Origin of the sequence: Rhizobium nepotum 39/7, from assembly GCF_000949865.1 — a bacterium.
Lineage (GTDB): Bacteria > Pseudomonadota > Alphaproteobacteria > Rhizobiales > Rhizobiaceae > Agrobacterium > Agrobacterium nepotum.
Genome location: NZ_JWJH01000027.1, coordinates 1 through 23,947, shown reverse-complemented (window position 1 = coordinate 23,947; position 23,947 = coordinate 1). Strand labels below are relative to the sequence as shown.

The following is a 23,947-nucleotide window of genomic DNA, read 5'->3' as shown; positions in this document are numbered from 1 at the left end:
CCTTGCAACTAATGCAGCGTTATTGATCAGTAATACAATTAAATTGCGCAATAAGGGTTGATTATTTTCCATATGACTGGTCCCTGAAATGATGGGCGAATCGTCAAGGTTAGGAACGACATGACGGACTGGCAGGGGGATGAAGGGGACGATATGGTGGAACCAGCGCAAGCGGAAGACCAATCCTCCCTGCATAGAAGGCTGTCTGGTATCGATCTAAATCTCCTGATCGCTCTTGAAGCGCTGATGGACTGTCGAAATGTGACCCATGCCGCCCGAAAACTCGGCCAAACCCAGCCCGCCATGAGCCGATCACTCGGACGTTTGCGCGAACTCTTAGGGGACGATCTTCTGGTCCGCAGCTCCACCGGCTTGAAGCCGACGGCCTATGGCGACTATCTCGCAACCGTACTGCCTGCGGCCATGCTCCATATCCGGGATCTGATATCCTCCCGGCCGATGGAGGCGGAAACGCGGCTGAGTATCAGCAGCGGATTGACGCCTGCGGTCCTGCCCTATTTTCTCAAATTTAGCGGCCGCGAGAACGAACTCTTGAAAATTGCGACGCACAGGTCCGCGGACGAAGCCGTGTCTCAGCTGCGCTTGCGCACGGCGGATTTCGCCCTTGGCGGCATCCCCTCGACCGACATGGATATTGAAAGCGAAATCGTGGCGGAAGAGGAATTTGTCACGCTGGTTGGCTATAATCGACAGGGGGTCGGTGGAGCGCGACCGAGCCAGGGCACCTATCTGTCGCTTCAGCAAATCAGTCTGGTCGAGAATGGCAGGGAAATCTTTCCTCAGCTGGGTGAGGCCCTGTATAGCCACGGCATCCGGCGATCCCATATGATCGAGATTCCAGATGTGACAGCTGCCGCACTGATGGTTTCCGAGAGCGAGCTTGCGTTGACCGTTCCCCGCTCCATCGCCGGCTGGCTTTCCAGGAGCCTGCGATTATCGGCCGTCTTGCCCCCAGTCCCCATCAGCCCTGAAAGGATCTCGCTCGCATGGCTTGCTGGCGCCTGCCAGAATAAACGCACCCGCACGATCAATGAACTCAGAGCGTCGGTCAAGGATGCGATGGCGCAGGACCATCTTTCGGTCACCGCCTTGCGCGCGGTCGAGCGGGAAGATTAGCCGCATGGCTGCCAAACTCGCCCTATGGACCGAAAATGATACGGATAATGTTGATCTCGGGCAGTTTGACCTAAATCTCCTGGTGGTGTTGAACGCGTTGTTGCAACACCGGAATATTACGCATGCGGGCAATGCGCTGCAGTTGAGCCAACCTGCCACCAGCCGGGCCTTGACGCGGCTGCGGGAATTGTTCGAGGACGAACTTCTCATCCGCAACCAGCGTTCCTTCGTGTTGACGCCGCTTGCGAATGTGCTGATGCCCAAGGTTCAGGCGGCGCTCGGCAATATCGACAAGGTGTTTTCGAAGCGGATTATCGCGCCCGAACGCTTCAGCGTCGCCATGCCCGATCATATCGCGTTTTTTCTGGCTCCAACCCTCACAGCCTATTTCCGCGAAGTCTCGTCGACCACTATTTTCCTTCCCCATATTCGTCTCTCCAATATTCTCAGCCAGATGTCGGATGGCGGGATCGATTTGGCATTGGGGCAGGCAGAGGACACGCCCCCCGGCTTCTTCTGTCGCTCGTTGCCGCCGATCCCTTCGCTCTGTCTGGCGCGCAAGGGACACGTCGCACTGCAAGGCGCCATAGCCTATGCCGATCTTGGCCGATTTCTCTCGGTGAGGATTGGCACGGTCTTTAATGCCGGGTTCGGCGAGGTGAGCGACGGGCTGGAGGCGCTGCGGCCGCGTGGGCGAGAAACCATAACCGTGCCAGATATTCACACCGCTGCGCGACTGGTTCACGACACGGACGCCGTTCTTGTTCTGCCGTCTCCTTCAGCCAGGTTCCTGTCTCACCGATTTGATCTGGAGACATTCCTGCCGAAAAAAGGCCCGCCGCCACCGGCTTACCAGCTGTCGCTCATCTGGCATGAGCGTTGTCATCGTAACAGTATCCATGCTGCGGTTCGCAGCATGGTCGCCTCGCAGGTGATGGAAGGGCGGGTCGAGGCATAAGCGCCGGAAGCCGATTTTGAAAGCCATATTATCCAGCGTCGAAAATATCCGTCTATTACAGATATAACTGTTTGAAAATTGCAAATCGCCGGCGGACTCGTAAAGTATATTCATAAACAACATGAAATTTACTTTTCCAGCCTGAATTAAATGATGGCTGATGAAACACGGAAGAGCGCCATATGCGATATGCTGTAACGAATGATCAAACAAGGGTAGAAATGGATTCGCTGGATGGAGCGGCAACCCTGCTCGGGGGGCGCTGGAAATTCATCATTCTGTGGCATCTTCTGGCAGGGCCGTTGCGTTTTGCCGAATTGCGGCGTTGCATGCCGCTGGCAACACCCAAGAATCTTTTGCGCCAGCTTCAGGATCTTGAACGGCGTGGATTGGTCGTGCGCGGGGCGTCGTCTCAGCCGCATGTCTGGGTGGAATATGGCATCAGTTCGACAGGGCGCACCCTGGAGCCGATCCTGCTTGCACTTGAATATTGGAGCGAGCGATATGACGCTCATCGCGTTGATCCAGTTGGAAAACGCTGAATGGTGGGTAAATAATCCAAGTCGCGGTTGCCGCTCAGCCGATTAAGCCTCGTTTGGTCGAATGAGAGCGCGTCCGGTTTAAACGGTCGTCGGACACGCTCCATATCTCTATTTTCACACATTTTCCGGACGTAAAACCGCCACTTGCGGCAAGTGGTCTCTTGGGTAGGCCCGGCATCGGTATAATTAGGCATTACGGGCGTTATCGTAGGTTGGCGTAATATGAATGAAGGCACATATAAGGTGGGCAAGTTGGCCCAGTTCTTTGATAATGAACCAGAAGCGCAGGTTATGCGGCAAGTTATGCGCTAGGCAGGTAAATTTCGGTCTGGCTGTACCGATTGGGCTGATTAAGTGTATGCAGCACGCCGTCAATCAGATAAATCGCTGACCGCGCGCCGATCAACTCACCGCTGATTTTTCCAGGTCGCAGATGATCGTTGATGGTCGCATATTCGGCCGGTTCAATGTCTGCCGGTATAACGCCGTCTGCGGTCGCCTGAATTGTGATCCGAACGTATTCCCCTTCCGATAGTACCCCGTGAGACAGGTGTTTTGGCAAGGTCACGTCGATAAAATCGGACGCAATATGGAGAGTGCCGGCATATGAGATACTGCCGATAGCCGTATCGCATAATTCGCGCAGAATAGGCTCCAGGTCTTTCGGGTTTCCGCTAAGCGTCAGGGATACGTGGGACATATCTACGGCCAATCTCAGGCCTGGGATAGGCCGAGCGAGCAAGGCGTTTCGCGTCCGCTCAATGACCTGGCGGGCATCAAACGGGAAGACCTCGGCACTGGCGAGACGGTGAAGCATGTGAAATCGCTCGATGGTCGATCGCACACTACGTCCGCCGACAAGAATTTCCATCGCGTAGGTGTTGGCGGCTTCATCTTCATTGGTTTCATCGGCCAAAATCTCGGCATATCCAAGGACTGCCGCGAGATCATTGTTCAGTTGATGGGCGAGCGTGGCCGTTATGTTAAGAAAGCGCTTCATCCGTACTGCATCTGTCATGGTTTGTCCTGCCGAATAGGTTGTGGGGGAATGCTCTCAGGGGAGCATCGCTTCCGCTGATGAACGCCACCGGATTTCCGGCAGCGGCGTGGTGATTACGAATGAGGGGAGGTGTGTTGGGAGCCTTTATAGCTCGACATGATGCGACCCATGCCGCCTTGGCCCGGCTGCTCGATGTGGACGTCGACGTCGAAATGGTAACCGATGCCACGCTCCGTCTTGATGTAGCGTGGATTGGAGGCATCGGGTTCCAGCTTCCGGCGTAAGCGCAGGATAAGCACGTCGATGCTGCGGTCGAATATTTCCTGGTCGTAGACGCGCGAAGCAATCAAAAGTTGTTCGCGCGAGAGCGTTTGTTTGGGTGATTTCAGGAACGCCATCAGCAGATTGTATTCCGTCGATGTCAGCTTCAGCTCCTCGCCGGAGGCATCGCGTAGCTTGCGGTGGCGGGTGTTTACCCGCCAATCGTCGAAGACATAAATCGCGTTGGAATTGGCCTGCTTGCGATCAATGCGCCCGCGCAGCGCGGCGCGCACCCGGGCCAGAAACTCCTGCATTCCGAATGGCTTGGTGATGTAATCAGACGCGCCCGTCTCCAACCCCACCACCTTGTCGTTCTCTTCCAGGCGGTCGCCGCTGATGATGATGACCGGGAGATCGGGTTTGTCATTGAGCTTGCGAACGATCTCCAGCCCGTCCTCCTCGCCAAGGTTGAGGTCGACGACAACCAGATCCACGACCTTGGCGGCCAGATATTGCGAGAGCTGGGAGCCATCTTCGACGGCGAACGCATGAAAATCGTGCTTTGAAAGATAGTCGACGAGAAGGTTTCTCATCGAAGGATCATCATCGACAACAAGAATGGTTTGCATGGTCGCTCCTGTTACAAACGAATTAGGCATAACCAAAACTTAAAGCGTGCGTGGCGCGCGAGACAACCATCGTGACGCGCATGCCATCATGCCAAAAAAGGGGGTGCGACGAAGAGCACCTTTCGGCTCCACGTCTTCTCCGACGCTTGAACTCCCCGTATTTGCTGGACTTTTCCCGTCTTTGCGCAGGGAAGGAGGGCCGCAAAAAAATCGCGAAATCGATAAATTACAGAACCGTTACAACTGCAACCGAAGTCCGTGTTGACATGAAACGGTTGTGGGGGATTATAGGTGCAATATTACAGACGAGTTAATTATAAAAATTTGGCTATAAATTAAATATATATCAGGATTTTGAGCGTGAAATATTTAATTAAACTTCGATATTTCGAACTTAATATCACCAATTCATGCTGCATATTCGCAATTTCAGGTGTATTGCTGATCGGTCAACCTAGCGATGTCCGCTCAGCTGTTTTTGAACAAATGGATAATGGACAGATTGCGACAATGGATGGCGGCGTGCCCGAGGGCACGCCGTCCCTCGACCAGGCGACGGTGCCGGATGGGGGGCGGCCCCGCGTGGCGGCATCGCATGTGATTGTAGGGGCCGATCCGCTACCTGCCGATCGCGACAGTTCGGTTCTTCTGGATCTTGATCTGAGGGTTGCCAAGGCCGCCAACGGAACATCGTTGAGTATGCGTGATGGCAGAGAAACGCCGCTGCCCAAACCACAGGCGTTAACCCGGAGATTTTCGGCCGAGCAGCACAAGATGCGTGACCTGGCCACACAGGTTGCTTTCGAATTTTCCCGGAATGCCGGCGTTGCCAAGGCAGGGTTGGACCGGCAATCTTTCGTGAAGTTGTTTACGACGATGATCCAGCGCGAAAGCAACTTTAATGCGAGGGCGGTGTCGCATGCCGGGGCAAGCGGCCTCGGCCAGCTGATGCCCGCCACCGCCCGAGCCATGGGAGTATGCGACGTCTTTTCCGGACGGGACAATCTGGAAGGCTCAGCGCGCTACCTCACGCAGATGCTCGACCAGTTTGCGTCATCGGCGCTGGCGCTCGCCGCATATAATGCCGGACCCGGTGCCGTGCAAAAATATCGGGGCATCCCGCCCTATCGTGAAACTCGCCAATACGTTGCCGATATCGTTCATTCGGTAGCGTCGCAGTCTGACATCGAGTTGACGCCGCCGGATGTCGCGAACATCTTTAAAACAGGGCTTGCAACGGGTTGCGACGCGGAAGACGCGGCACTGAAAGCCGATTTTATTCCCGTATAAGTAGAGATCAAGTTCAATTCATTAGAGAGGGTATTATGTTGTTCATCCGTCGTCATCTCCAACGCAACATCAAGACGTATCGCCTGCTGTTTGCTGCCACGACCTATATGCTGCTGTCGGCTCATCCGAGCGCTGCCCAGGAATTTGGCGGCATTACCCGCTTTATCAACAGCATTGTTCAGGCACTCACGGGGCCGCTTGGTGTCGCATGCGCCTCGATCGCGGTGATCGCCATCGGTTTCGTGTTCATGCTCGGGCGAATGGACTGGACATTTGCGATCTCCGTCATTCTCGGCATCGCCATTGTCTTTGGCGGTGCAACTTTCGTCGGCAGTCTCGGAGCTTTGTAGGAAACTCGAGGCTGCAAAGAGTGCCGGAAACGCTCGGCCAAGCGGTCGAGCTCCAGGAACGGGAGATGCAACACAATGCAAAATACGCCGCTTTTCATCGGTCTGACACGCGAAGTCACGTTTGCCGGACTGCCCATCATGTATCTGGTGGTGCTGGTCTCGGCGACTATCCTTGGTTTCATCATCTCGCAATCGTTTCTGTACCTGGTCCTGATGGGAGGGTTCGGTTATGCGGCCCTGCGCGGTCTGGCCGCCTATGACCCCAAGATCATCAACGTTTTCATCGCCACGGTTCAGCAGACGCGGATGCATCCGGGCCTGTTTACCGGAGAAGGAGTGGTGTACCGTGCTTGAGGCGCCCACAACCCATGCCATGAAGAACGCGACCGACAAGTCGATCAGACGCAGTGAAATGCTGGTTGGTGACCTGCCTTATCTGAGCGTTGTCAATGATACGACGCTGATGCTGCGCAACGGCGACCTTATGGCATCTTTTGCTGTGGAAGGTATCAATGCCGATACGATGGACACGCGCCACACTGTCGAACTGTGCGATTCGCTGTCGCGCTTCATCGCTCAGCAGCGCACCGATGTCGGGTATTACGTTCATCGGATTTCAGTGGAAACTCAGCCGCGAATAACGCCTGTTTCCGGTCACCCCTTTAACCAGGAGATCGACCGCCGATGGCAAAATTACCTTCAAACTGTAGGGCTGCGCGATCGCGTTACGATGGTAACACTCGTCATTCGGCCGCCCCGCCGTATCACGAAGTTTGTTTCGCTCTTCAGCGGAAAGGATGTCTATAGCCGCGAAGAGATCGCGGCGCGTGCTGTCCGCCTGGATCAAATGATCAAGACCTGCATGGTCGGCATCACTGAGGCCAAGCCTGCCCGGCTTCAGGTCAGCGATGGCAGATGGTTGGGCCTGCTGCGCACCGCCATCGACGGATCGGATATCAAACTTATCCCCGGGGCGAAATTTGTACCGGTATCGGATCGCCTCGCGACGTCGCAAATAAGCTTCCACGGACGGGTCTTCGAGTGCCATGGCGCGGGTCGCGTGCGTTTCGGCACCATTGTCTCGGTCAAGGATTATCCCAACGAAACGTATCCCGGCATTCTGGATCGTTTGAACTTGCCGTATGACACCGTCGTCACACAGAGTTTCACCCCGATAGATCCGATTTCGGCGCAGGGTAAGATTTCACGGGTGCGCAAGCAGATGCGCGCCGCCGAGGATGCCGCCGTATCGCTGCTGGCGCAGCTGGAAGAGGCTGAGGATGATGTGGCCTCGGGCAGGGTGGTCTTCGGCGAACACCATTGCAGCATCGCCCTGTTTTGCGACAGCCGCGCCGAACTCGAACAGGCCATGGCTTACGTAACCCGCGCTATGCAGGATGCGGGCGCGGCAATTGTGCGTGAGAGCTTTTCAGCGCGAGCCGTCTATTTCGCTCAACATCCCGGTAATTTTGCCTACCGAACCCGCCCGGCGATGATCTCGTCGCAGAATTTTGCGCAGCTCTGCGCGCTTCATGGCCTGCCGAAAGGTAATCCACCCGAAAAATGCCCTTGGGGCGACGCTGTCACGATCATTCCGACGGCACGCGGAGAGACATTCCGGTTCAATTTCCACCTTCCGGGCAAACGTGACCAGAGAACGGTTGGACACACGCTGGTGCTTGGCCAGACCGGATCCGGAAAGACGCTCGGCACGGCATTTTTGATAAGTCAGGCGCAGAGGCTGAATGTTCGTACAATCCTGTTCGACAAGGATAACGGCTTCGAAATGGCCGTGCGTGCGATGGGCGGCCATTATTCCGCCGTGCGCATGGGCGCGGAAACAGCGTTCAACCCCATGCGTGCAGAAGCGGACACGCGTGGCGCGGCATGGCTGACGGACTGGCTGACCGCACTGGTTGAAAATGACGGCGAACGGCTCAATCCCGTGCAGATTCAGGCATTGACGGATGCTGTCCAATCCAACTGCATTGCGGACAGGCGATTGCAGAATTTCGAGCAGTTTCGCAGTCAGTTGCGTGCGACTGACGACGATGGCGATCTTTACAATCGTCTGGGACGCTGGGACGACACCGGCCAGTTTGGCTGGCTGTTTGGAGGCAAGGGCCTCGATCCCCTCGCATTCGATGACGGCGTCACCGCCTTCGACCTCTCCGAAATCTTCGAAAACGATACCATTCGCACTGCATGGCTGAGCTATGTGTTTCGCCGGGTTGAAAGGCTTGTGGAAGACGAGCACCCCACACTTCTGGTGCTGGACGAGGCCTGGAAGCTTCTTGACGATCCGTATTTCGAGTCCCGTCTGAAGGACTGGATGTTGACCATGCGTAAGAAGAACGTCGCTGTCGTTCTCCTGACGCAGCGGGTATCCCACATTAAAAACAGCCGCGCGGGCGACGCCATTCTGGAAAGCGCGGTAACACGGCTCGTCTATCCCAGCGCCTTCAACACGGAAGCGGAGCTGGCGCCGCTTCACCTGACGCCGACGGAAACCTCGTTTCTGCAAATGAGCAATGTCGACAATCATTTCGTGTTGATGAAGTCCGGTGCCGACAGCGTGGTCCTTGATATGGATCTCGGCGCTTTGGGCAAAGCGCTCGACATTTTGGGAGGTGGACGTGGCGAAAAGGCACCCGCCGGCTGGCGTGACAGGCCGGATTTTTACACGGAGATGCTTTAGCAATGCGGAAAATACTTGTCCTGATTTTATGTCTTACCGGTCTCGTTTCCTGCCAGACCATTCCCGAAGAGCGGAAAAACAACTGCGCCTGCCTATGGGAAAGACCTCAAGGTATTCAAACTATACTAGAAGGAGTACAGGCATGACCAACACACGATATATCGCACTGCTGTCTTTTACTGCATTGCTGTCTGTCAGTGCCGCGACACTGCCCGTTCATGCGCAGCAGATAATCGAGCGTCTGGCAGATCCCATCATTGGCGCCATTCCCGGTGCTCCAGACGATGCGCAATTGTCCCATGACGAAGTAGCCATCGGGCAATTGATGAAGATGGTCGAGCTTTCCCGGGTGATCGGCGGCGGGATCACGCAATTATTCAACACGATCGTTACACAGACTACTGCCTTGGAAAAAATGCGCGACGCGCAGAACGGCGTGAAGACTATCCCTCTCCATAATGAGCCGGAAAGGGGGGAGGAACGTACGGGTGGTTTTGGCCTCAATGAAATGGCAAAGACTGCCCTGGATGGTCTGCCCCTCGAACCCCAGGCGATAAGTGATGCGTTGGAAAAATTTCGGCGAGACTTCTGGCTTGAAAAGGCGTTTGCGCTCAAGGACGATGGCGCACCCAGCAAATTCTTTCTCGCAAATGCGGCCGCACAGGGTGCGATCGCAGCCTCGACAGCGGAGGTTTCCTACAAGCGCGCAAATATGAGCATGGACAGGATCCCCAGCTATATCAATGCCATTGAAAACAGCCTGGATCTGAAAACGAGCGTCGACATCAACACCCGCGTGATGATCGAGCTGACCCAGCAAGTCAATGAAAGCCTACGGACCCAGTCCGCCATGGCCTCGATGGCCGGCACCTATTTCATGATCCTCGGCGGCGAGATGGGAAAACAATCGCCGTTCAAAGGTCTCGAAGAATATAACAGGTGATACATGGGTCTGATCACTTACATTTCGACATCGATCGATACGACAATGATCGGCTACGTTGAAGAAGTATTCAACGATATAGCCACCCCCATGCGTATCCTTCTGAATTCCATGGCCGTACTTGCACTGTTGTTTTTGGCGCTGAACCACATACTTCAATTCAAAACAGTCAGTATGGCTGTGTATTTTGCATGGTTTCTAAGGTTTATATTAATTTATTCGGTGGGAACATTCTGGGTAAATTTCGAAGGAATATATAATATATTTGTGGAGCTTCCGAGCGACTACTCCACACTTTTGATCAAGTCATCCCTGTCAAACATCAAAACGATTTCTACCGAGATTCTGGACCCGGCGCGCATCACCGACAGCGCCACGGCGATGGACGAATTCACCCATGCGCTGACGTGGATTTCCAGCAAGTATCTATCGGATGTCTCCATCTGGGACATTGGCGGGTCCATCAAGAACGTGTTCTTGGGCGCGCTCATTCTTATCATTGCGGGGGTTTTCACCGCCATCGCGGCCGTCGTCCTGGCATTTGCCAAGATCGGTTTTGCCGTCGCCATGTGCCTTGCCCCGCTTGCCATCGTTCTCTTGATGATGGAGCAGACCAAGCAGTATTTTGACAGTTGGCTACGGTTCCTGGTGGGCTTCGTCGTGCTGCCCATTCTGGTCACGGCGCTGATGTCGATCATTCTTTATGTCGCAGGTGAAATTCTCGCCTCGTCGGGTGCGTCGGCCGAGCACAAGGATCGCTTTTTCGCCTTCATCTTCATCATGGCGGCGGCGCTGATCCTGTTGTCGCAACTTCCCACCATGGCCAGCACGCTCGCATCCTCTTCGGTTGCGGTGGTTGGTGCAAGTGCTGCGAGTGCGCGGAGCATGATGAGGAATTCTTCCAGGCTTCACAGCCTCGGGCAGCGCGCTCGAGACGGTGCCGGTGTTGCCAACAGTGCCCGCAAGGCAGGCGCATCACCCTCTGGAATCGCGATGTCTGCCATCAGTGGCTTCAGACAGAGTGCTGGCCTGCGCCAGGCACGTCGCGACGACAGGCTTGCTGATCGCATTCAAGGGGCAGGAGGCGAGAAGAAAGCGCCTCGGCGTCACCACGAAGGCAGTTCGTCCGCCCAAACGCCTTCCCCCAATGACTCGCCGGAGCAACAGAACCTGAATCGCCCCTGATCATTTTTAAATCTTTTGAATAACGAGATGCATCATGAATGACAGCGACACTCATCACGCCTTTGAGGATGAACTTTTCTTCACCTTGCGCCAGCAGCGCAATAATTGGGCAAAGATTGCTATTGGCTCGGTCGCCTTGGCACTTCTCTCCATTTGTTGTTTGCTGGTGATCCTGCCACTTAATGAGACGCGCCCCTTCGTCGTCATGGTGGACAAGACAACGGGTCAGGCGGAGAAGGTGGTGGAAGTGCGCCCCGCCACGCTTGACCAGCAGGATGCGGTGCGTCAGGCCGAGCTGGTTTCCTACGTGGTGGATCGAGAGACATTTGATCCGATGGACAATGAAACCCGTATTCCTGACGTCATGACACGATCCAAGGATAACGCTGCGGAAACGCTTGCGTCCCTGTGGAGCGCGTCGTCCAAACAATATCCGCCGACGGTCTACGGCAACGAAATCCGGGTTCGCGTGGTCGTCAAGTCTATTTCCATCAGCCCGTCGACGCGGCGCAATGCACCTGATCTCGCTCGTGTACGAATTACAAAATACCGCGAGGAAAAGGGGAGGGAGACCGCCGAGCGTACTTTCGTGGCGACTGTCGGCTTTGTGTTCCAGCCTGACGCAAATGCAAAGTTGCAAGCGGTCTGGAAAAATCCATTGGGCTTTACCGTGGTTTCCTATCGCATCGACGCCGAACTGGCCGGATGAGATAACGAGGACATTTTATGTTTAATATCAGATATTTAATTGTTCCGCTTGTTTCAATTATTTGCTTGCAGAACGCCTTTGCCGCCCCGGTCGCTGGCGCTGCGCCAACTCCGGTCACGGCTACAGTGTCTGCTTCCGATCCGCGGATCCGGCACTACGCCTACAATGAAAATGCGGTTTATCGGCTTGAACTTTACCTCAAATCGGTGACGGCATTGCAATTTGCGAGCGGGGAGGAGGTTCAGGCCATTCTCATTGGCGATAGTACCAGCTGGGAGGTTGTGAAGCTTAAGAGCGGTAATGTCGTCAGCGTGAAACCCATCGTCGAGGCGGGTGATACGAATATGACGATTTACACCGACAAGCGCGTCTATTCGTTCGACCTTCATTCGGCGGGTACAGCCAAGGCTGGTGCCCCTAACGTATTCCGCTCCGTTTTTACCTACCCTGCGGACAAGAAACGTGCTCCGACGACCCCCGCGCCAGACGCAACGCCGGTTAATACGGACTACATGGTGTCCGGGGCCGCCGCCTTTCGCCCCGCCTGGGTCCAGGACAATGGCAGTCAGACAACGTTTTTCCTGCCGAAGAACTCGCCCCGCCCCGCCATTTTCAAGGTGGGTGCTGACCGCAAGGAAGAACTTATTAATTCCAGAACCAATGGCGACCGCGTCATCGTGGACGGTACGAGCACCTATTGGGTGCTGCGTATCGGTGATGAGGTCGTTTGCGTTGGTCTCGGCTCAGCCGTGCAGGCATCGGGTCGCGGCAAGGTGAAGACGGAGGTTGGCAATGGTATCTAATGATCTCCAGGATAACGAACGAGCGGGTAATGATGCGCGCGGTCATTCGGTACCCGATCGCGAAGAACTGATAGGAGCCCGTCGGCAGCGTCAACAGGGACCTGCCCGAGCGAACAAGAAGCTCATTATGTCCGTAGCGATGATCTGCGGAGGTGTGCTTGTCTTTGCGATTGGTTTTGGGTCGGCTGGTCTCAAAAAGATTTTCGGTCAAAATGAGGACGCTCAACGCGCGTCGCAAGTGGATATGGAGGTTGGCAGAGATCGGAACCACGAGGTCAAGCTCGATTTCATCGTGCCCGCCAAACCGGCACCGGAGGTAAAAGAGGTCGATCCTAACGCGGCCTTGAACGAAAAATTCAAGGCAATGCAGGCGCAGATTGTTGAAATGGGGAAAAACAGACCATCAGGCGTGTCAAACTCGGAAGTTCAACAGCTGCTGGCGCGATACACCCAGACGATGACCGAAAAAATGGAGGCGCAGAGCAAGGCGCTTGCCGAGGAGAATGCACGCCTGCGCGACGAGACGACGCGCGCCGATGCGTTGCGGCGTCAGCTTGAGGAGCAGTCGAAACTTGCCGAGACTGAGCTCAAGGAACGCCGCGATTTGGACAAGGCGCAACGCGAATCGGATGCCGTTATTGTTGATGAGGGCGCAAGCGCCTATGCCGCGATCGGTCAAAATGGAGAAGTGGGACCCGAGGGTGAGCTGAATGCGAACCAGCTCTTCCTTAAGTCGGCAGCGTCGTCGGTCGTCCAGACCTCGGTTTCCACCAATCTCACGGATCCGTCCCGCACCATTGTTCAGGGAACAATCGTGTCCGCCGTTCTGGAAACGGCGATCGACACCCAGCTTCCCGGTTACCTGAGGGCACAGGTGATGGAACCCGTATTCTCGTTCGATGGATCTCGAATTCTGATGCCGCAGGGCACCATTCTGATCGGCCAATTCAACAATGACGTCGATATCGCCCAAAAACGGGTGCTGATCGCCTGGAATAGAGCGGTGACACCGGATGGGAAATCGGTGGCGCTGGGCTCCACGGGCACGGACAGGCTCGGCCGGTCCGGGACGATGGGCAATGTCAATAACCGCTATATGACCAAGTTCGGCGCTGCTGCGGTCATCAGCGCCATTACGATCGCTCCCTCAATGATCGCCGACAGCATCGGTGGGAAAGATTCAAGTAGCAGCGGTACGACGATCAATATTGGCGGTAGCGGTAGCAGCAGCGGTAGCGGCAACGGGCAGGCCCTCGCCAGCTCCGTGGGCGACTCGCTCGGTGAACAGACGAGTGGGGTTCTGGAGAAATACCTCAATTTGCCGCCCGTCATTCGCGTTCCGCAAGGAGAGGAAATCCGTATTTTCGTAAACCGTGATCTGGTGTTCCGATGAATGAATTGGTTCCTTCGCGTGAAATTTCCTATGTCGAGCAATATCTGGCGCCTCTGAAAGAGTATCTGACCGATGATCGCATCAACGAGCTGGTGATCAATCCCAACGGATCGATCTTCATCGAAGTCGCTGGCGCGGGTTTCATGACGGAAATCGATGTCACCTTGTCGCCCCATTCGATCAAACGCCTGGGGGCGACGCTGGCCGGCGAGACGCGTAATACGCTGGGCGCTCTCAATCCCATCGTGTCAGGTCGCGTGAATGTCTGGGGAAACCCGCAACGTGTGCAGATTGTGGTTGATCCGGCAGTTGAGCAGGGTGTGTCGCTGTCGATCCGCAAATATCTAAGTCGTACATTAACCAGCGCGGATATCGGCTTCATTGGCGGTCGACAGATACGCGTCGACGATGAGCGCCGCAGGCGTCACGCTGAAATTGCGGGACTGGCGAACACGGGCGATCTGCAAAGTCTCTTTCGCCAGGCCATCGATGAGCATTTCAATATTCTAATCGCAGGCGGCACCTCGTCGGGCAAGACCACCGTGGCGCGCGCGCTGATCGAGATGATGGACCGGAATGAACGGCTGATTACCATCGAGGATGCGCCGGAACTCTTTCCCAACCATCGTAACCAGGTGGCTCTGATCGCGGACCGCAAGGATAAATCCGCAAGAATGCCTTCCAAGCTTCTGGAAAGTTGCCTGCGAATGCGGCCTGATCGCATTATTCTGGGCGAAATCCGCGGCGTTGAGGCTTACGATTTTCTCGAGGCGATCAATACCGGCCATCCCGGAGCGGTGACGACGATCCACGCCGACAGCCCTGCGCTTGCTTTCGATCGCCTTGCACTGATGGTTATGCGATCGGGTGTGCGTCTGAGCCACAGCGAGGTGATCCTGTACGCCAAACGCACCATCGACCTCGTCGTCCAGGTTGGCCGGCGCAACGGCGTCAGAGGCGTTCTGGAAGTTTATCTGCCGTCTCAAGATTGACGGATGCACCAACACAATCAGCCCGCAATGATTGCGACCAGCAAAAAGCCGCAAGCCTGCCTTTCAAGCCATTGAAGGGCCGGCTGCGAATGCGGCGCGGGATAACCGTAGGTGGCTTACGATTTCGTGTGACATGTCTGTTTGGAGGACAAGGCGACGAAGGCGTGCTTGAGCCGCAGCGAGGTGATCCGGCTGCTTGATCCAGCCGGCGCGCTATCCCTCGAAGTCAGTTTGAGCATTTCAAGTAAAAGTGCGTAGCGGTTTTGCGTCCGGAAAATGCGTAAGAACAAATAGATGGAGCATGTCTAACGATTCCGTTTAGACTGGATGTGCTCTATCGGGCACGGAACGCACAACAATGTTCCATGATTTGCATCCTGGACATTTTCGGTTGCAATATGGCTGCGGAATCTTCTTACCGGCCAAGTCCTTTCGGCCGCACTCTTGGGTCCAATGGCGGCCGCTGGGAGGTCTTTTGATGGTCTTCCGCTCTGCCCAGATCGGTAGGGGAGGGGCGAGCCATCGCATCGTCCGGCCGCTTTGACGGCGGAATATCGACTTCCCGGGCGGCGACGGACGAAGCACTGGTGCTGACACTCGATTTGCTGGTGGTGCTGAGGACTGAGGATGTCGTTGAATTGATGGTCGACGCGGAAGGAGTTCGGGTCAGGCGCTGGGTCTCACTCTGTTTTGATTGCGGAATATCGACCTTCCGAATCTCATGAGCCTTAATCGATCTCACGGAGAATACTTGAGCCGTTTGATAAGCGTCAGCCGGTGAGGGAAGCGGCGGCACGCCTGCGTCAACAGAAGGGGTGTGGGACTGGGGTGGAGGAGCACGCTCACCAGGGTGAATATGGGCGCCTCGCGATAGAGAGGGTGCGCCTTTGTATGTGACTTCGCCGTTTGGCCAGGTTTTTATTGTTTCCCGTCCTTTATTTACTTCCTCTGTTTTCGGGAGGGCTGCCACTTCTTTTGCTCTCTCGAGTGTGGCCGCTTTTGCTCTCTCGAGTGCGGCGGCTTCCTGTCTGGCTGCTAGTGCCTCGTCAAGCGGCTGCATTTTTTGACGTAACTGCTCCCGAAGCCGCTCTTGGGTCTGCTCACGAGGCACATATTCCTTGGGGATTTTATCTTCATATTTCAGTTTAACTGGACCAGCGACTGGTTGCTCTTGTCTGGTCCCGGTTTCAGGTTTTGAGGTATTCTGGCTCTGATCGACAACAGGTGGGAGGGAGGATGTATAGTCGGCTCGCAACGGGGTATCGACCCGGGATGATCGGGACCATCTGTTACCAACCTGTTTCACAATGGCTTTCAGGCCGGACATCAGCCCGCGTTTTGGCCGGCGGGTCTCATTCTCGGAGGCTGCCGGGGGGCCATGGTCGATTTCGCTATTTGCCATAATCCTATGTCCTTTTTGCTGTTTCCCATTGTTTAATGTCGATGCCGGGCAAAAAATGCCGCCAGCGCCGCGGTCGCCAGTTTGCGCCCGAAAGCGCGGGTGCTTTCCAGCCCGAGAGGATCGAAATGCTCACGAGCGAGAGCAAGAGCCTTTTTGGGCATCATGCGCGATGTCTGGATCGGGGATTCGACGGTTGCCGGGTTGATGTCATAGCCGGACGCGTATTTCAGAAACTCTCCGCTTTCCAAACCAAGATCATAGTCATGCAAAGCCCTGCGTAAGATCATCTGCAGGGCTTTTCTGGAGGGGTAGTTGTTCAGCAACGTATCAAACATGGCCGATACGCCGGTTGCCGGTTGAAGCGCGGAAACATAGACTTGGACTTTTTCCACGGTGGGCGATGAATAATCATAAGCTGCGGCGACCAGAAGAGGGGATGCCTTGCGAACAGTGCGGGGTACCACGGTTGGCGCCGCGACTGTTTGGACCGGTGCTGGCTCTTTGGCCTTCTCCGGCTGTGCGGGGTTTTCTGCTGCGGCCACAGGCGGCGATGGCGATTTGAGCTGTGGAGAGACCGAAGAGATCTCCTGTTTCACTGTCGCCGGTGGGACCCCCAGTTTTCTTGGAAAGACCGCTTGGGGCAGGCCGCCATCGACCTCCCCCAGCGCCGAATTGATCTTCGCCAGGCGCCGCGCCTCTGTCACGGTTAGACTTGGCTTGTGAATAGCCATTTCAGTTGCCGATGGTGTTTTGGACGAACTGGCTCAAGCCTCGTAGCTCCTCCATCGCCACCTCAAGATTGCGCAGCGAAAGGCGCATGGTTGGCTCGGCGCTGGCATTCCTCAAGCTCAAATGCAGCATACCGCGCTCTTTCATGGCGGCGAAAGCATCGCGCTCATGAAGTGGCTTCTCCGTGAGAGGGAGAGAATTGAGAACTTCCCAAACCGCGCGTTGCGAACTGGTCAACCGGTTGACCGGCACGCGTTGGCGAAGGATTGCCGTGGGGATGGCCAGATTTTCACCCAGCAGCAGCTCGATGATGTAGCGGTAGGTCGCCAGGGCCTCATCCACATCGAGGGGCGTGAGCATGGTGGGGACCAGCAGAAAATTGGAGCTGGCAATGATCGTATTGTTCAGCTCGCTTGACCCGCCCTGCGTATCGACCAGCGCATAATCGAAGTTGCGCGCCTCCGCATGCTCATAGGCATCTTCGAGCAGGCTCAATTCGTCGGCGACAAACACGTCGCAGCGAGGATCCCAGGTGTCCCGCCGGGTCGCATTTTCATGCCAGCGGGTCAGCGGGCGGTTCTCGTCGGCTTCGAACAGCGCAACGGTTTTGCCTTCCGCCACCAGCGCCGAGCACAATCCCATCAGGGCTGTTGTCTTGCCCGCTCCACCTTTGAATGAGCAGAAGGTAATGAGCTTCATGGTCGTTCCTTTATTGAAGTCAAAAGTATAATTTCTTTAATATTTATGTTTTATGTGAGTTGTTGATAATATATTTACTGAATAATCAGTGTTTTCTGACCTCGGGACTAACGACTAAAATCGCGGTCTCTGGATCTGCCTCGAATATTTTCGGGTTCGGGAGGGGCATTCTCTTTATCGTGATCCGCGTTAAACTCTATGGCTGTGGCCACCGGTTGCAACGCCCCTGGATTTGAATGGGGCGGGTCTTCATATATCGCAAAGCCTTGGCGCCTTTGGCGAGAAGACTGCCACTCGTCGTTTCCGTTGGCTCTTCGCGCGGGAATGGCATCTGGATCCTCGTGGATGTTAAAATCTGGAGAGTCCATTCTTGCTCTACGGAGAGGCGGGAGAGACGTATCGCTGTCATACGATCGCTCCCGTTTCCTGCCAGCCGTTGGTGGTGGGCTGGAGCCGGGCGAAATGCTTTCCCTATCCCCTCCATAAGCAGGGCTTGCCCATATACGTCCGCTGTCGGGTGTCGCCGCAATGAAGGACGGGGAGCGAGGGGGTTGTGGAACATCGCGGTGAGCGTGTTCCAGGTCGAAAACGGACTCCATTCTTCGGGAGTGAACGTTTAACGAGGTTTGCAAATCGCTCAGCGCCGCAACGAGATTGCGCGCGCCAGCGCCGGTGAATTCCCGTGAAAACCGCCTCTCGACCGGGCGGGTTTCATCTTTATTCAACAGCTGAAGCGGACGGCCTCGCGATGGCGTGTTGAGTGCCGTGGCGAGTTGCAGGTCGGTGGTGGCGCCCTGCTTCTGCTCCGATGCAAATGGCAGCGCACGCGCCAGCACGGCACGACGTTTGTCTGCCATTGCAGGCCCTTGACCGATATGATCAGCCAGATGGGCGGACACTCTGTCGAGATGGATTTTGAGATGCGGCGACAGTTCGTTGCCGTGGTGACGATTCCCCTCCACCGCCAATAATTCGCAGCCAGCGGCCATCAGCTCTTCAGCCGCCTTGCCCCGACGGTCGGCGGACACATCCTCCGCAAGCTTGGCTTCCCTTGCCGCAGCGGCAAATGCGTCCATCGCGTGAGATTGGTCACTGCGCTCCGTCTGTATCGGCATCTTCGGTGTCCTCCCTATCGTTGGCGCAATGCTTTCGTGTCCGGTCCTGTGCCTGAAGCCTCGCGTCTGGTCCCTGCAATTGCGGCGGCATGCGTTAAGGGCTTGCCGGTGGTGACTGGCGTCTCATTAATTCCAGACAGGGTTTTTCGCCCGAACCGTTTCAATCGGCTGGCCAGGCGTTTGAAAATCGAGGCCGTCTTTCGCGGTGCCGGCGCGGTATTTGAAACCGGAGCGCAGGCGCGAACGCGCGCGCACGAATTGCAGGAGGGGCATGGCGCTTTGTGCGGCAGGGATTGCCCGGAAACCGCGAAATCGCCGTTGTGGCCGGCGTTTGCCTTCTGTCGGTGAACGGCCGGTGCCGAATGGGAGAGCAGGGCGGCGGCCTGGGCCTTTTGATAGGATTTCAGATATTCCGGAACCTCATCGTGTTCAGTTGTATTTTGCAATTCATTTTTACTCTCAAATATTGAATAAGTAACGCGTCGGCTCTCTATTTCCTTCATGGAAATAGGAACATGAATATTTGTTGAATCGGCGTTATCCCGCATGGCAGGCCTCCTGCTGGGTTCAATAAAATGTACAGAGATATTGAAAGATAAGAAAATATATTACGGTTTCAGCTGTAATCGAGCTGAGTGTCCGGCTCCGGAGAGAGGGGGCGATGATGCGCGCCGCCTTTTTGCAGGGCGATGATCCGGTCGAGTATGAGGCGCTGCTGGTTCAGCGCCTGCATTTCCTGCTCCGTCAGACGTGGGGGCTGAGGTACTGGTTTTGGTGTGGTGACGGTTTCCACGGCCGTTTCCGGCGCAAAATCGAGAGAGTCGCCACCTCCACCACCGGAAGGCTCCTCCTGTGGTGCAAAAAAGGCTGTTTCCGATGATGCCGGCGTCTGGGCAGCATCGTCTGAAAAGAACGGCGGGGGCGCTTCAGCGTTAGCCGGTGGCGATACGGCCGGTTCATTTTCCAAGGTTTTATTCAGTGGCTGCGTTGCAAACTGGTCCATATCGATAGGGTCCGGTTCCGGCAACGGGCCTGTTTGGGCGTCAAACAGGCGTTTCAGAACGCGGTCCGAGTAATATTTGACTTTATCCATTCGCAGGGGCGGTTGGCCCTTGATCAGCACGATCTGCTTGGAATCTTCGATGACGCGCACCTGTTCAGGACGCAGAAGCGGCGCGCCTTGATTGGAAAGCTGCACGTTGGTGTCGAAAATATTGCTCTGGCTATAGGAGGTGGAACGCTCGCGATAGGTATAGTCGCCGATGGACTTGGAAATATATGTCGGTGTTTCGTCATCGGCGGTCGCCATGAAGACCTGAAGCCCCGTATTGCTGAGGAAGTTTTCCTTGCCCGACTCCTCGTAGGCGCCTGTAAGCGCTGCCAGGCTCTGGATGATGAACATGAAGCGGCCCTTGTAACCGGCTATCGTTGTCACGGCTGTTTCAATGGATTCCAGTTTGCCGAGGTGCTTGAATTCATCGAGCAGGAAAAGCACTTCGAAGATTTCATCCTTGCCGGGCATGCTCCGTTGCAGGATCGAAACGATCTGCTGGAAAAACAGCCTGACAAGGGGGGCAATGACTTCCAGATCGTTGGGACTGACGCAGAGGAAAATCGACGTTGGATCGCGCCGCAGATCGTAAATGGAAAAATCGGACGTGGTGGTTGCCGCCTTGATCATCGGGTCGGCCCACAGATTGAGGCCGCCATCACCAAGGACGGAGGTATAGGAGGTCAGGATTTTCGTATCGTTGCCCGCCATGTTGTCGAAAATTCGCTGCGCTTCGACATTCTTCGTATCTTCGGCCAACTGTGCGAAAAGCTTATATTTTTCACCCGGTTGCGCAAACAGGTCGTATACGGCGCCGATGGTGGGTGTGCCTCTTTCAATGCAGGCAAGAATACCGGCGACGAAGAGATCGCGGGCGCCGTCGATAAAGCCTTCCGATCCTTTTCCCTTTGCTGCAATCAGATTGTAGGCGAGGCGTCGGGTCTCGCTGAAACGCCGGTCCGGCGGCATGTTGACGATGTCCAGCACCGGATTATAGCTGTGGGTGCGCCCGGCTTCGTCAAAGGGGGCGAATTTATAAACGCGGTCACCACGTGCGAGCCGGGAACGGGACGTCAACTCGAACAGCTCGCCCTTGACGTCGAGTGCGAGGATGGAGCCGTTGAAGGTCAGAAGGGTGGGAATGACGATACCGACGCCTTTGCCAGCGCGCGTGGGAGCCACGACAAGACTATGTGGCTGGTCGCCATTCGTGAGATAACGTCCAAAGCCGCGCGGCCCTGTGGTTTTTCCGAAAATCGGTCCGTTTACCTGCCTGTATCGTTTGATGTAACCCGCGCGCGCCAGATCGCCGAAACGGGCCCAATGGGCAGTACCGTGGTGCTCCTGTTTGCGGAGCAGGAAAATGGCGATGACCAGCGGAAGAATGACGCCTGTGGCGGCGATAATCATCAATCCCCGTTTAAATACGGGAGTCACATAACCCCTGTTGAACGGTAATTCGTGCCAGAACGAAAGAGTATCAAAGTTCTGAAGGGCGCTGGCGTTGATGCCGTGTTGAAACGCGGCATAGATAGTCGCCAAAAACGTGCCGAAGATGAGAGAGAACACCACCCCGAGTATCAACGTGTTCCACTTGCCATGTGCGTCCATAAAATCTCCTTGTCGAAGCGCTGCCCTTCCTCGGTGTTTATTTCGCTCGTCTTCGCAGCATTCCTGCTCTCAATCGGTGGAGCGCTTTGCAGGACAATCAACGCGTTCTGTCTGGTGGAGGGCGTGTGGAACTCCTTAGCCTGCCCGAGATCGGACCGTCTTCGATGCGCTGGGCCTCCTCTGCCCTTTTCTGCCCGCGCGTGCGGACCACCCGGTCCAGATCATCACCGCGTCGGCGTGCGCTTGCGGCGGCGCTGCGCGCTGCTGCCTGAGCCGCCGTTTCATCCGGAAGCTCGGCGGCGTTCCCCGATGGGCCTCCCCCTCCGCCATCTGGGGTAACGCGGAACGTGACTTGGAACTGCTCCAAGGGTGAGTTGTCAGGTGCTTCTGGCCGGTCTTCGGAAGCGGCCGGTGGCGGTGAGAGATCCGCGTGTCTGGCGGAATCGTTTTCCCGAGGGGGTGCGACGGATTGAACGTCTTCTTGTTCTGGAGAGAGAGAGGAATTCTCGGGAATGCGACGACGCAGGCGATCGCCTTCGGGGTCCTCCAACTCGCGGGTTGCGTGGTGGCGTTTTGTCCGCTCGCGGCGCTGTCGCTCCGCATCCCTGCTGCGATGGGCGTCTATGACATTGTTGTGCGATTCAGAGCCACCGCCGGACGTTCCGGGGTTGGCTTCGTCCTGCGCCGGATTATTCGTCGGTTCGACGCCTGTGCCTGTGGAAGAGGGACGTGCGGTGGCGGCAGCGTCGGCCTCGAGCGCCTGATGCACGTTATCATGATGACGGGAATGCGTGCTGCCATTGCCGCTTGTGGCGATGTCCGGTCGTAAATTCCCGCCACCGCCAGTCCCACCGCCAGTCTGGCCGCTTGCGGATCCGGCGCCCTGTGGTCTTTGCGTCGATGGGCCTGCGACGGGTTCTGGTGTTGGGGAACGGGATGGTGATGCAGGGTCGACAGCAATCACCGTTAAATTATCCCACTGTTCGCGGACTTCAACGGCTCGGCGGGCATTGATGCGGAACTGTTCATTCGTCAATGACGGCGTTTCGATGCCTCGCTCGAGACGCGACGTGGCTTCCACGTCTATGCCTTCCTGCTGCGCCCGATACGCAAATTTTTCACGCATGATGGCATAGTTTATCCTGGTATTTCGGCGCGCGATCTTCAACCATTCATGCTTTTTCGTATCGGGATCCCTCTGCAGCGACCTTCTATTTACGATGACATGCAGATGGGGGTGAGGCTTGTCGGTGTGAAAAGCGGTAAGATAATCGAACTCATGCGTATTACCTCGGTCACCTTCGCGAATAATGGTGGCGCCGAACACATCTTCCGCAGCATTACGCATTGCCCGATATGCCGCGTTTTCGTCAGTACCGTTAGGCAGGCTGAAGACAATATGACTGGTCATATGCTGTTCGGCATCACCAACCTGCTGACCATCGATGTAGTTGCCTGCCTGCTCTCCCCAGCGCCGTGCCCAATCGGGAAGCTCATTATATGGAACGAATCCGGCGCCATGGCGTTCTGAAAACTGTAATTGCAGCTTTCCTTTTCGGGTCAGATATTCCATCTGCGAGCAGATGCGTTTGATGTTGCGCGCGCCACCTCGTCGCACGACGTGGACTATGGCTTGAGCGGCCATCGTTTAAGTCCTTTCGGTAATGTCAGGAACGTAACACCATATGCCGATGTCATTTTGCGGCTTCCTGCAGCCGCAGGCGACCGTCCAGGCGACGCTCCGCAATGTTCAGAATGGACATCAGGGTCGCATCCAGCCGGGCGAATTCGTAGCCGAATTCCGCGCGCAATTTTGTAAATTCAGCTATGTCCACAGCGCCGCTTTGCATGCTGGTGGCATGCATGCGGGCGATATCGCGCGAGATGTCGCTGATGGATTTCAGAACAGTTTCAAGTATTTCCCGGGTGGCCGTATCGACCTCGATAAAGCCGCCAATGCGGCGCGCCGCGACACGCAAAGCCATGTTGTTGGTGAGGCCGAACTCGCTTGCCTGTTCACTGAAGGCTTTGAATTCTTCCTCTCGCAGACGGACGCTCACTATTTTGTACTGATCCATCCCCGCTTTTACGGAATCGTGATCTGTATTCCCCTGGAGATTAAGCCCGGGTAGTTGTGCAGTTTTTGCGTCTGACATGATGACTATTTCCACCTGAAAATATGCGAATTCTTTATAAAACTGAAATATTGGAAGAGAATATCGTCGGCTTCATTTCCATAAATGAGCTATCTGATGTGCTCTTTCTCATTAACGACCATAATCCTCCCGGGTCCGTGCCGGTATTGGCTTTCTGGAGATTGTAGGGTTGTCCGCTGAGGGATAAGCCCTCTCAAAACTACCTCTGTTCGCGAAACGGCTTACGGTCCCTGCCGACGGGGCTAGCGATCCCATCTCCACATTCTTGCCTTTGTCGCCGCCCGTCGAACGGCC

The 23,947-nt window shown here is 55.8% G+C and carries 23 protein-coding genes; 13 read left to right on the top strand and 10 right to left on the bottom strand.

The features are described 5' to 3' along the window. Nucleotides 1-120: 120 nt before the first annotated feature. From RS75_RS22035 to RS75_RS22025, 3 genes are all read left to right on the top strand, one after another. Nucleotides 121-1,137 carry a LysR family transcriptional regulator gene (locus tag RS75_RS22035; protein WP_045024475.1) on the top strand — a complete coding sequence of 339 codons (1,017 nt, stop codon included), beginning with the start codon at nucleotides 121-123 and terminating at the stop codon, nucleotides 1,135-1,137. Nucleotides 1,138-1,141: 4 nt separating this feature from the next. Next, nucleotides 1,142-2,095: a LysR family transcriptional regulator gene (locus RS75_RS22030; RefSeq protein WP_045024473.1), complete on the top strand. Its 954-nt coding sequence runs from the start codon at nucleotides 1,142-1,144 to the stop codon at nucleotides 2,093-2,095. A gap of 221 nt (nucleotides 2,096-2,316) precedes the next feature. After that, the gene (locus RS75_RS22025; RefSeq protein ID WP_045024471.1) at nucleotides 2,317-2,637 is read left to right on the top strand and encodes a winged helix-turn-helix transcriptional regulator; all 321 of its coding nucleotides are present in this window, start codon (nucleotides 2,317-2,319) and stop codon (nucleotides 2,635-2,637) included. Between the two features lie 301 nt (nucleotides 2,638-2,938). Here the strand turns inward: RS75_RS22025 and RS75_RS22020 are convergent, their stop codons facing one another. Continuing rightward, nucleotides 2,939-3,655 carry a histidine kinase dimerization/phospho-acceptor domain-containing protein gene (locus RS75_RS22020; protein WP_045024468.1) on the bottom strand — a complete coding sequence of 239 codons (717 nt, stop codon included), beginning with the start codon at nucleotides 3,653-3,655 and terminating at the stop codon, nucleotides 2,939-2,941. 95 nt (nucleotides 3,656-3,750) lie between these two features. Continuing rightward, nucleotides 3,751-4,527, bottom strand: a complete 777-nt coding sequence (locus RS75_RS22015; protein WP_045024467.1) for a response regulator — start codon at nucleotides 4,525-4,527, stop codon at nucleotides 3,751-3,753. A gap of 360 nt (nucleotides 4,528-4,887) precedes the next feature. Here RS75_RS22015 and RS75_RS26945 point away from each other — a divergent pair, with 360 nt between their 5' ends. From RS75_RS26945 to virB11, 10 genes are all read left to right on the top strand, one after another. Beyond that, complete coding sequence (locus tag RS75_RS26945; protein ID WP_200893656.1) at nucleotides 4,888-5,817, top strand: lytic transglycosylase domain-containing protein; 930 nt, start codon at nucleotides 4,888-4,890, stop codon at nucleotides 5,815-5,817. 35 nt (nucleotides 5,818-5,852) lie between these two features. Beyond that, nucleotides 5,853-6,167, top strand: a complete 315-nt coding sequence (locus RS75_RS22005; protein WP_052675526.1) for a TrbC/VirB2 family protein — start codon at nucleotides 5,853-5,855, stop codon at nucleotides 6,165-6,167. Nucleotides 6,168-6,242: 75 nt separating this feature from the next. Next, on the top strand, nucleotides 6,243-6,521 hold the full coding sequence (locus tag RS75_RS22000) for a VirB3 family type IV secretion system protein (protein ID WP_045022967.1): 279 nt from the start codon (nucleotides 6,243-6,245) through the stop codon (nucleotides 6,519-6,521). After that, on the top strand, nucleotides 6,514-8,865 hold the full coding sequence (locus RS75_RS21995; protein ID WP_234704317.1) for a VirB4 family type IV secretion/conjugal transfer ATPase: 2,352 nt from the start codon (nucleotides 6,514-6,516) through the stop codon (nucleotides 8,863-8,865). Before RS75_RS22000 ends, RS75_RS21995 begins: the two co-directional genes overlap by 8 nt. Nucleotides 8,866-9,007: 142 nt before the next feature. Beyond that, entirely contained in the window at nucleotides 9,008-9,808 is an 801-nt protein-coding gene (locus tag RS75_RS21990; protein ID WP_045022968.1) for a type IV secretion system protein, read from the top strand. 3 nt (nucleotides 9,809-9,811) lie between these two features. Further along, nucleotides 9,812-10,993, top strand: a complete 1,182-nt coding sequence (locus RS75_RS21985) for a type IV secretion system protein (protein ID WP_052675528.1) — start codon at nucleotides 9,812-9,814, stop codon at nucleotides 10,991-10,993. A gap of 34 nt (nucleotides 10,994-11,027) precedes the next feature. Continuing rightward, entirely contained in the window at nucleotides 11,028-11,702 is a 675-nt protein-coding gene (locus tag RS75_RS21980) for a virB8 family protein (protein WP_045022969.1), read from the top strand. 17 nt (nucleotides 11,703-11,719) lie between these two features. Then, a complete protein-coding gene (locus RS75_RS21975) occupies nucleotides 11,720-12,505 on the top strand; it encodes a TrbG/VirB9 family P-type conjugative transfer protein (RefSeq protein ID WP_084687155.1) in 786 nt (261 codons plus the stop codon). Further along, entirely contained in the window at nucleotides 12,495-13,898 is a 1,404-nt protein-coding gene (locus RS75_RS21970; RefSeq protein WP_045024466.1) for a TrbI/VirB10 family protein, read from the top strand. Before RS75_RS21975 ends, RS75_RS21970 begins: the two co-directional genes overlap by 11 nt. Beyond that, entirely contained in the window at nucleotides 13,895-14,890 is a 996-nt protein-coding gene (virB11, locus tag RS75_RS21965; protein ID WP_045024465.1) for a P-type DNA transfer ATPase VirB11, read from the top strand. The genes RS75_RS21970 and virB11 overlap by 4 nt, the downstream gene beginning before the upstream one ends. 415 nt (nucleotides 14,891-15,305) lie before the next feature. On the opposite strand, the gene RS75_RS26490 is transcribed toward virB11, so the two are convergent. The 8 genes from RS75_RS26490 to RS75_RS21930 form a co-directional block, all read right to left on the bottom strand. Beyond that, complete coding sequence (locus tag RS75_RS26490) at nucleotides 15,306-16,292, bottom strand: hypothetical protein (RefSeq protein WP_152643180.1); 987 nt, start codon at nucleotides 16,290-16,292, stop codon at nucleotides 15,306-15,308. 32 nt (nucleotides 16,293-16,324) lie between these two features. Continuing rightward, the gene (locus RS75_RS21960) at nucleotides 16,325-17,023 is read right to left on the bottom strand and encodes a VirC2 family conjugal transfer protein (RefSeq protein ID WP_045024464.1); all 699 of its coding nucleotides are present in this window, start codon (nucleotides 17,021-17,023) and stop codon (nucleotides 16,325-16,327) included. 1 nt (nucleotide 17,024) lies between these two features. Next, nucleotides 17,025-17,720, bottom strand: coding sequence for a conjugal transfer ATPase VirC1 (locus RS75_RS21955; protein WP_045022974.1), 696 nt, complete (start codon nucleotides 17,718-17,720; stop codon nucleotides 17,025-17,027). A gap of 107 nt (nucleotides 17,721-17,827) precedes the next feature. Then, nucleotides 17,828-18,835 (bottom strand): hypothetical protein, encoded by a 1,008-nt coding sequence (locus RS75_RS21950; RefSeq protein WP_045024463.1) that lies wholly within the window; start codon nucleotides 18,833-18,835, stop codon nucleotides 17,828-17,830. Between the two features lie 14 nt (nucleotides 18,836-18,849). Continuing rightward, nucleotides 18,850-19,383 (bottom strand): hypothetical protein, encoded by a 534-nt coding sequence (locus RS75_RS26485; protein WP_152643179.1) that lies wholly within the window; start codon nucleotides 19,381-19,383, stop codon nucleotides 18,850-18,852. 68 nt (nucleotides 19,384-19,451) lie between these two features. Continuing rightward, nucleotides 19,452-21,497, bottom strand: coding sequence for a type IV secretion system ATPase VirD4 (gene virD4 / locus RS75_RS21945; RefSeq protein WP_045024462.1), 2,046 nt, complete (start codon nucleotides 21,495-21,497; stop codon nucleotides 19,452-19,454). A gap of 97 nt (nucleotides 21,498-21,594) precedes the next feature. Further along, nucleotides 21,595-23,142, bottom strand: coding sequence for a relaxase/mobilization nuclease domain-containing protein (locus tag RS75_RS25905; RefSeq protein WP_082066007.1), 1,548 nt, complete (start codon nucleotides 23,140-23,142; stop codon nucleotides 21,595-21,597). Between the two features lie 49 nt (nucleotides 23,143-23,191). Next, nucleotides 23,192-23,653: a DNA mobilization endonuclease VirD1/MobC family subunit gene (locus tag RS75_RS21930; protein ID WP_045022979.1), complete on the bottom strand. Its 462-nt coding sequence runs from the start codon at nucleotides 23,651-23,653 to the stop codon at nucleotides 23,192-23,194. Nucleotides 23,654-23,947 lie beyond the last annotated feature (294 nt).

Coding starts and splice junctions, on each gene's coding strand:
- RS75_RS22035 (WP_045024475.1), top strand. CDS start 121: ATGACGGACTGGCAGGGGGATGAAGGGGACGATATGGTGGAACCAGCG.
- RS75_RS22030 (WP_045024473.1), top strand. CDS start 1,142: ATGGCTGCCAAACTCGCCCTATGGACCGAAAATGATACGGATAATGTT.
- RS75_RS22025 (WP_045024471.1), top strand. CDS start 2,317: ATGGATTCGCTGGATGGAGCGGCAACCCTGCTCGGGGGGCGCTGGAAA.
- RS75_RS22020 (WP_045024468.1), bottom strand. CDS start 3,655: ATGACAGATGCAGTACGGATGAAGCGCTTTCTTAACATAACGGCCACG.
- RS75_RS22015 (WP_045024467.1), bottom strand. CDS start 4,527: ATGCAAACCATTCTTGTTGTCGATGATGATCCTTCGATGAGAAACCTT.
- RS75_RS22005 (WP_052675526.1), top strand. CDS start 5,853: ATGTTGTTCATCCGTCGTCATCTCCAACGCAACATCAAGACGTATCGC.
- RS75_RS22000 (WP_045022967.1), top strand. CDS start 6,243: ATGCAAAATACGCCGCTTTTCATCGGTCTGACACGCGAAGTCACGTTT.
- RS75_RS21990 (WP_045022968.1), top strand. CDS start 9,008: ATGACCAACACACGATATATCGCACTGCTGTCTTTTACTGCATTGCTG.
- RS75_RS21985 (WP_052675528.1), top strand. CDS start 9,812: ATGGGTCTGATCACTTACATTTCGACATCGATCGATACGACAATGATC.
- RS75_RS21980 (WP_045022969.1), top strand. CDS start 11,028: ATGAATGACAGCGACACTCATCACGCCTTTGAGGATGAACTTTTCTTC.
- RS75_RS21975 (WP_084687155.1), top strand. CDS start 11,720: ATGTTTAATATCAGATATTTAATTGTTCCGCTTGTTTCAATTATTTGC.
- RS75_RS21970 (WP_045024466.1), top strand. CDS start 12,495: ATGGTATCTAATGATCTCCAGGATAACGAACGAGCGGGTAATGATGCG.
- virB11 (WP_045024465.1), top strand. CDS start 13,895: ATGAATGAATTGGTTCCTTCGCGTGAAATTTCCTATGTCGAGCAATAT.
- RS75_RS26490 (WP_152643180.1), bottom strand. CDS start 16,292: ATGGCAAATAGCGAAATCGACCATGGCCCCCCGGCAGCCTCCGAGAAT.
- RS75_RS21960 (WP_045024464.1), bottom strand. CDS start 17,023: ATGGCTATTCACAAGCCAAGTCTAACCGTGACAGAGGCGCGGCGCCTG.
- RS75_RS21955 (WP_045022974.1), bottom strand. CDS start 17,720: ATGAAGCTCATTACCTTCTGCTCATTCAAAGGTGGAGCGGGCAAGACA.
- RS75_RS21950 (WP_045024463.1), bottom strand. CDS start 18,835: ATGCCGATACAGACGGAGCGCAGTGACCAATCTCACGCGATGGACGCA.
- RS75_RS26485 (WP_152643179.1), bottom strand. CDS start 19,383: ATGCGGGATAACGCCGATTCAACAAATATTCATGTTCCTATTTCCATG.
- virD4 (WP_045024462.1), bottom strand. CDS start 21,497: ATGGACGCACATGGCAAGTGGAACACGTTGATACTCGGGGTGGTGTTC.
- RS75_RS25905 (WP_082066007.1), bottom strand. CDS start 23,142: ATGGCCGCTCAAGCCATAGTCCACGTCGTGCGACGAGGTGGCGCGCGC.
- RS75_RS21930 (WP_045022979.1), bottom strand. CDS start 23,653: ATGTCAGACGCAAAAACTGCACAACTACCCGGGCTTAATCTCCAGGGG.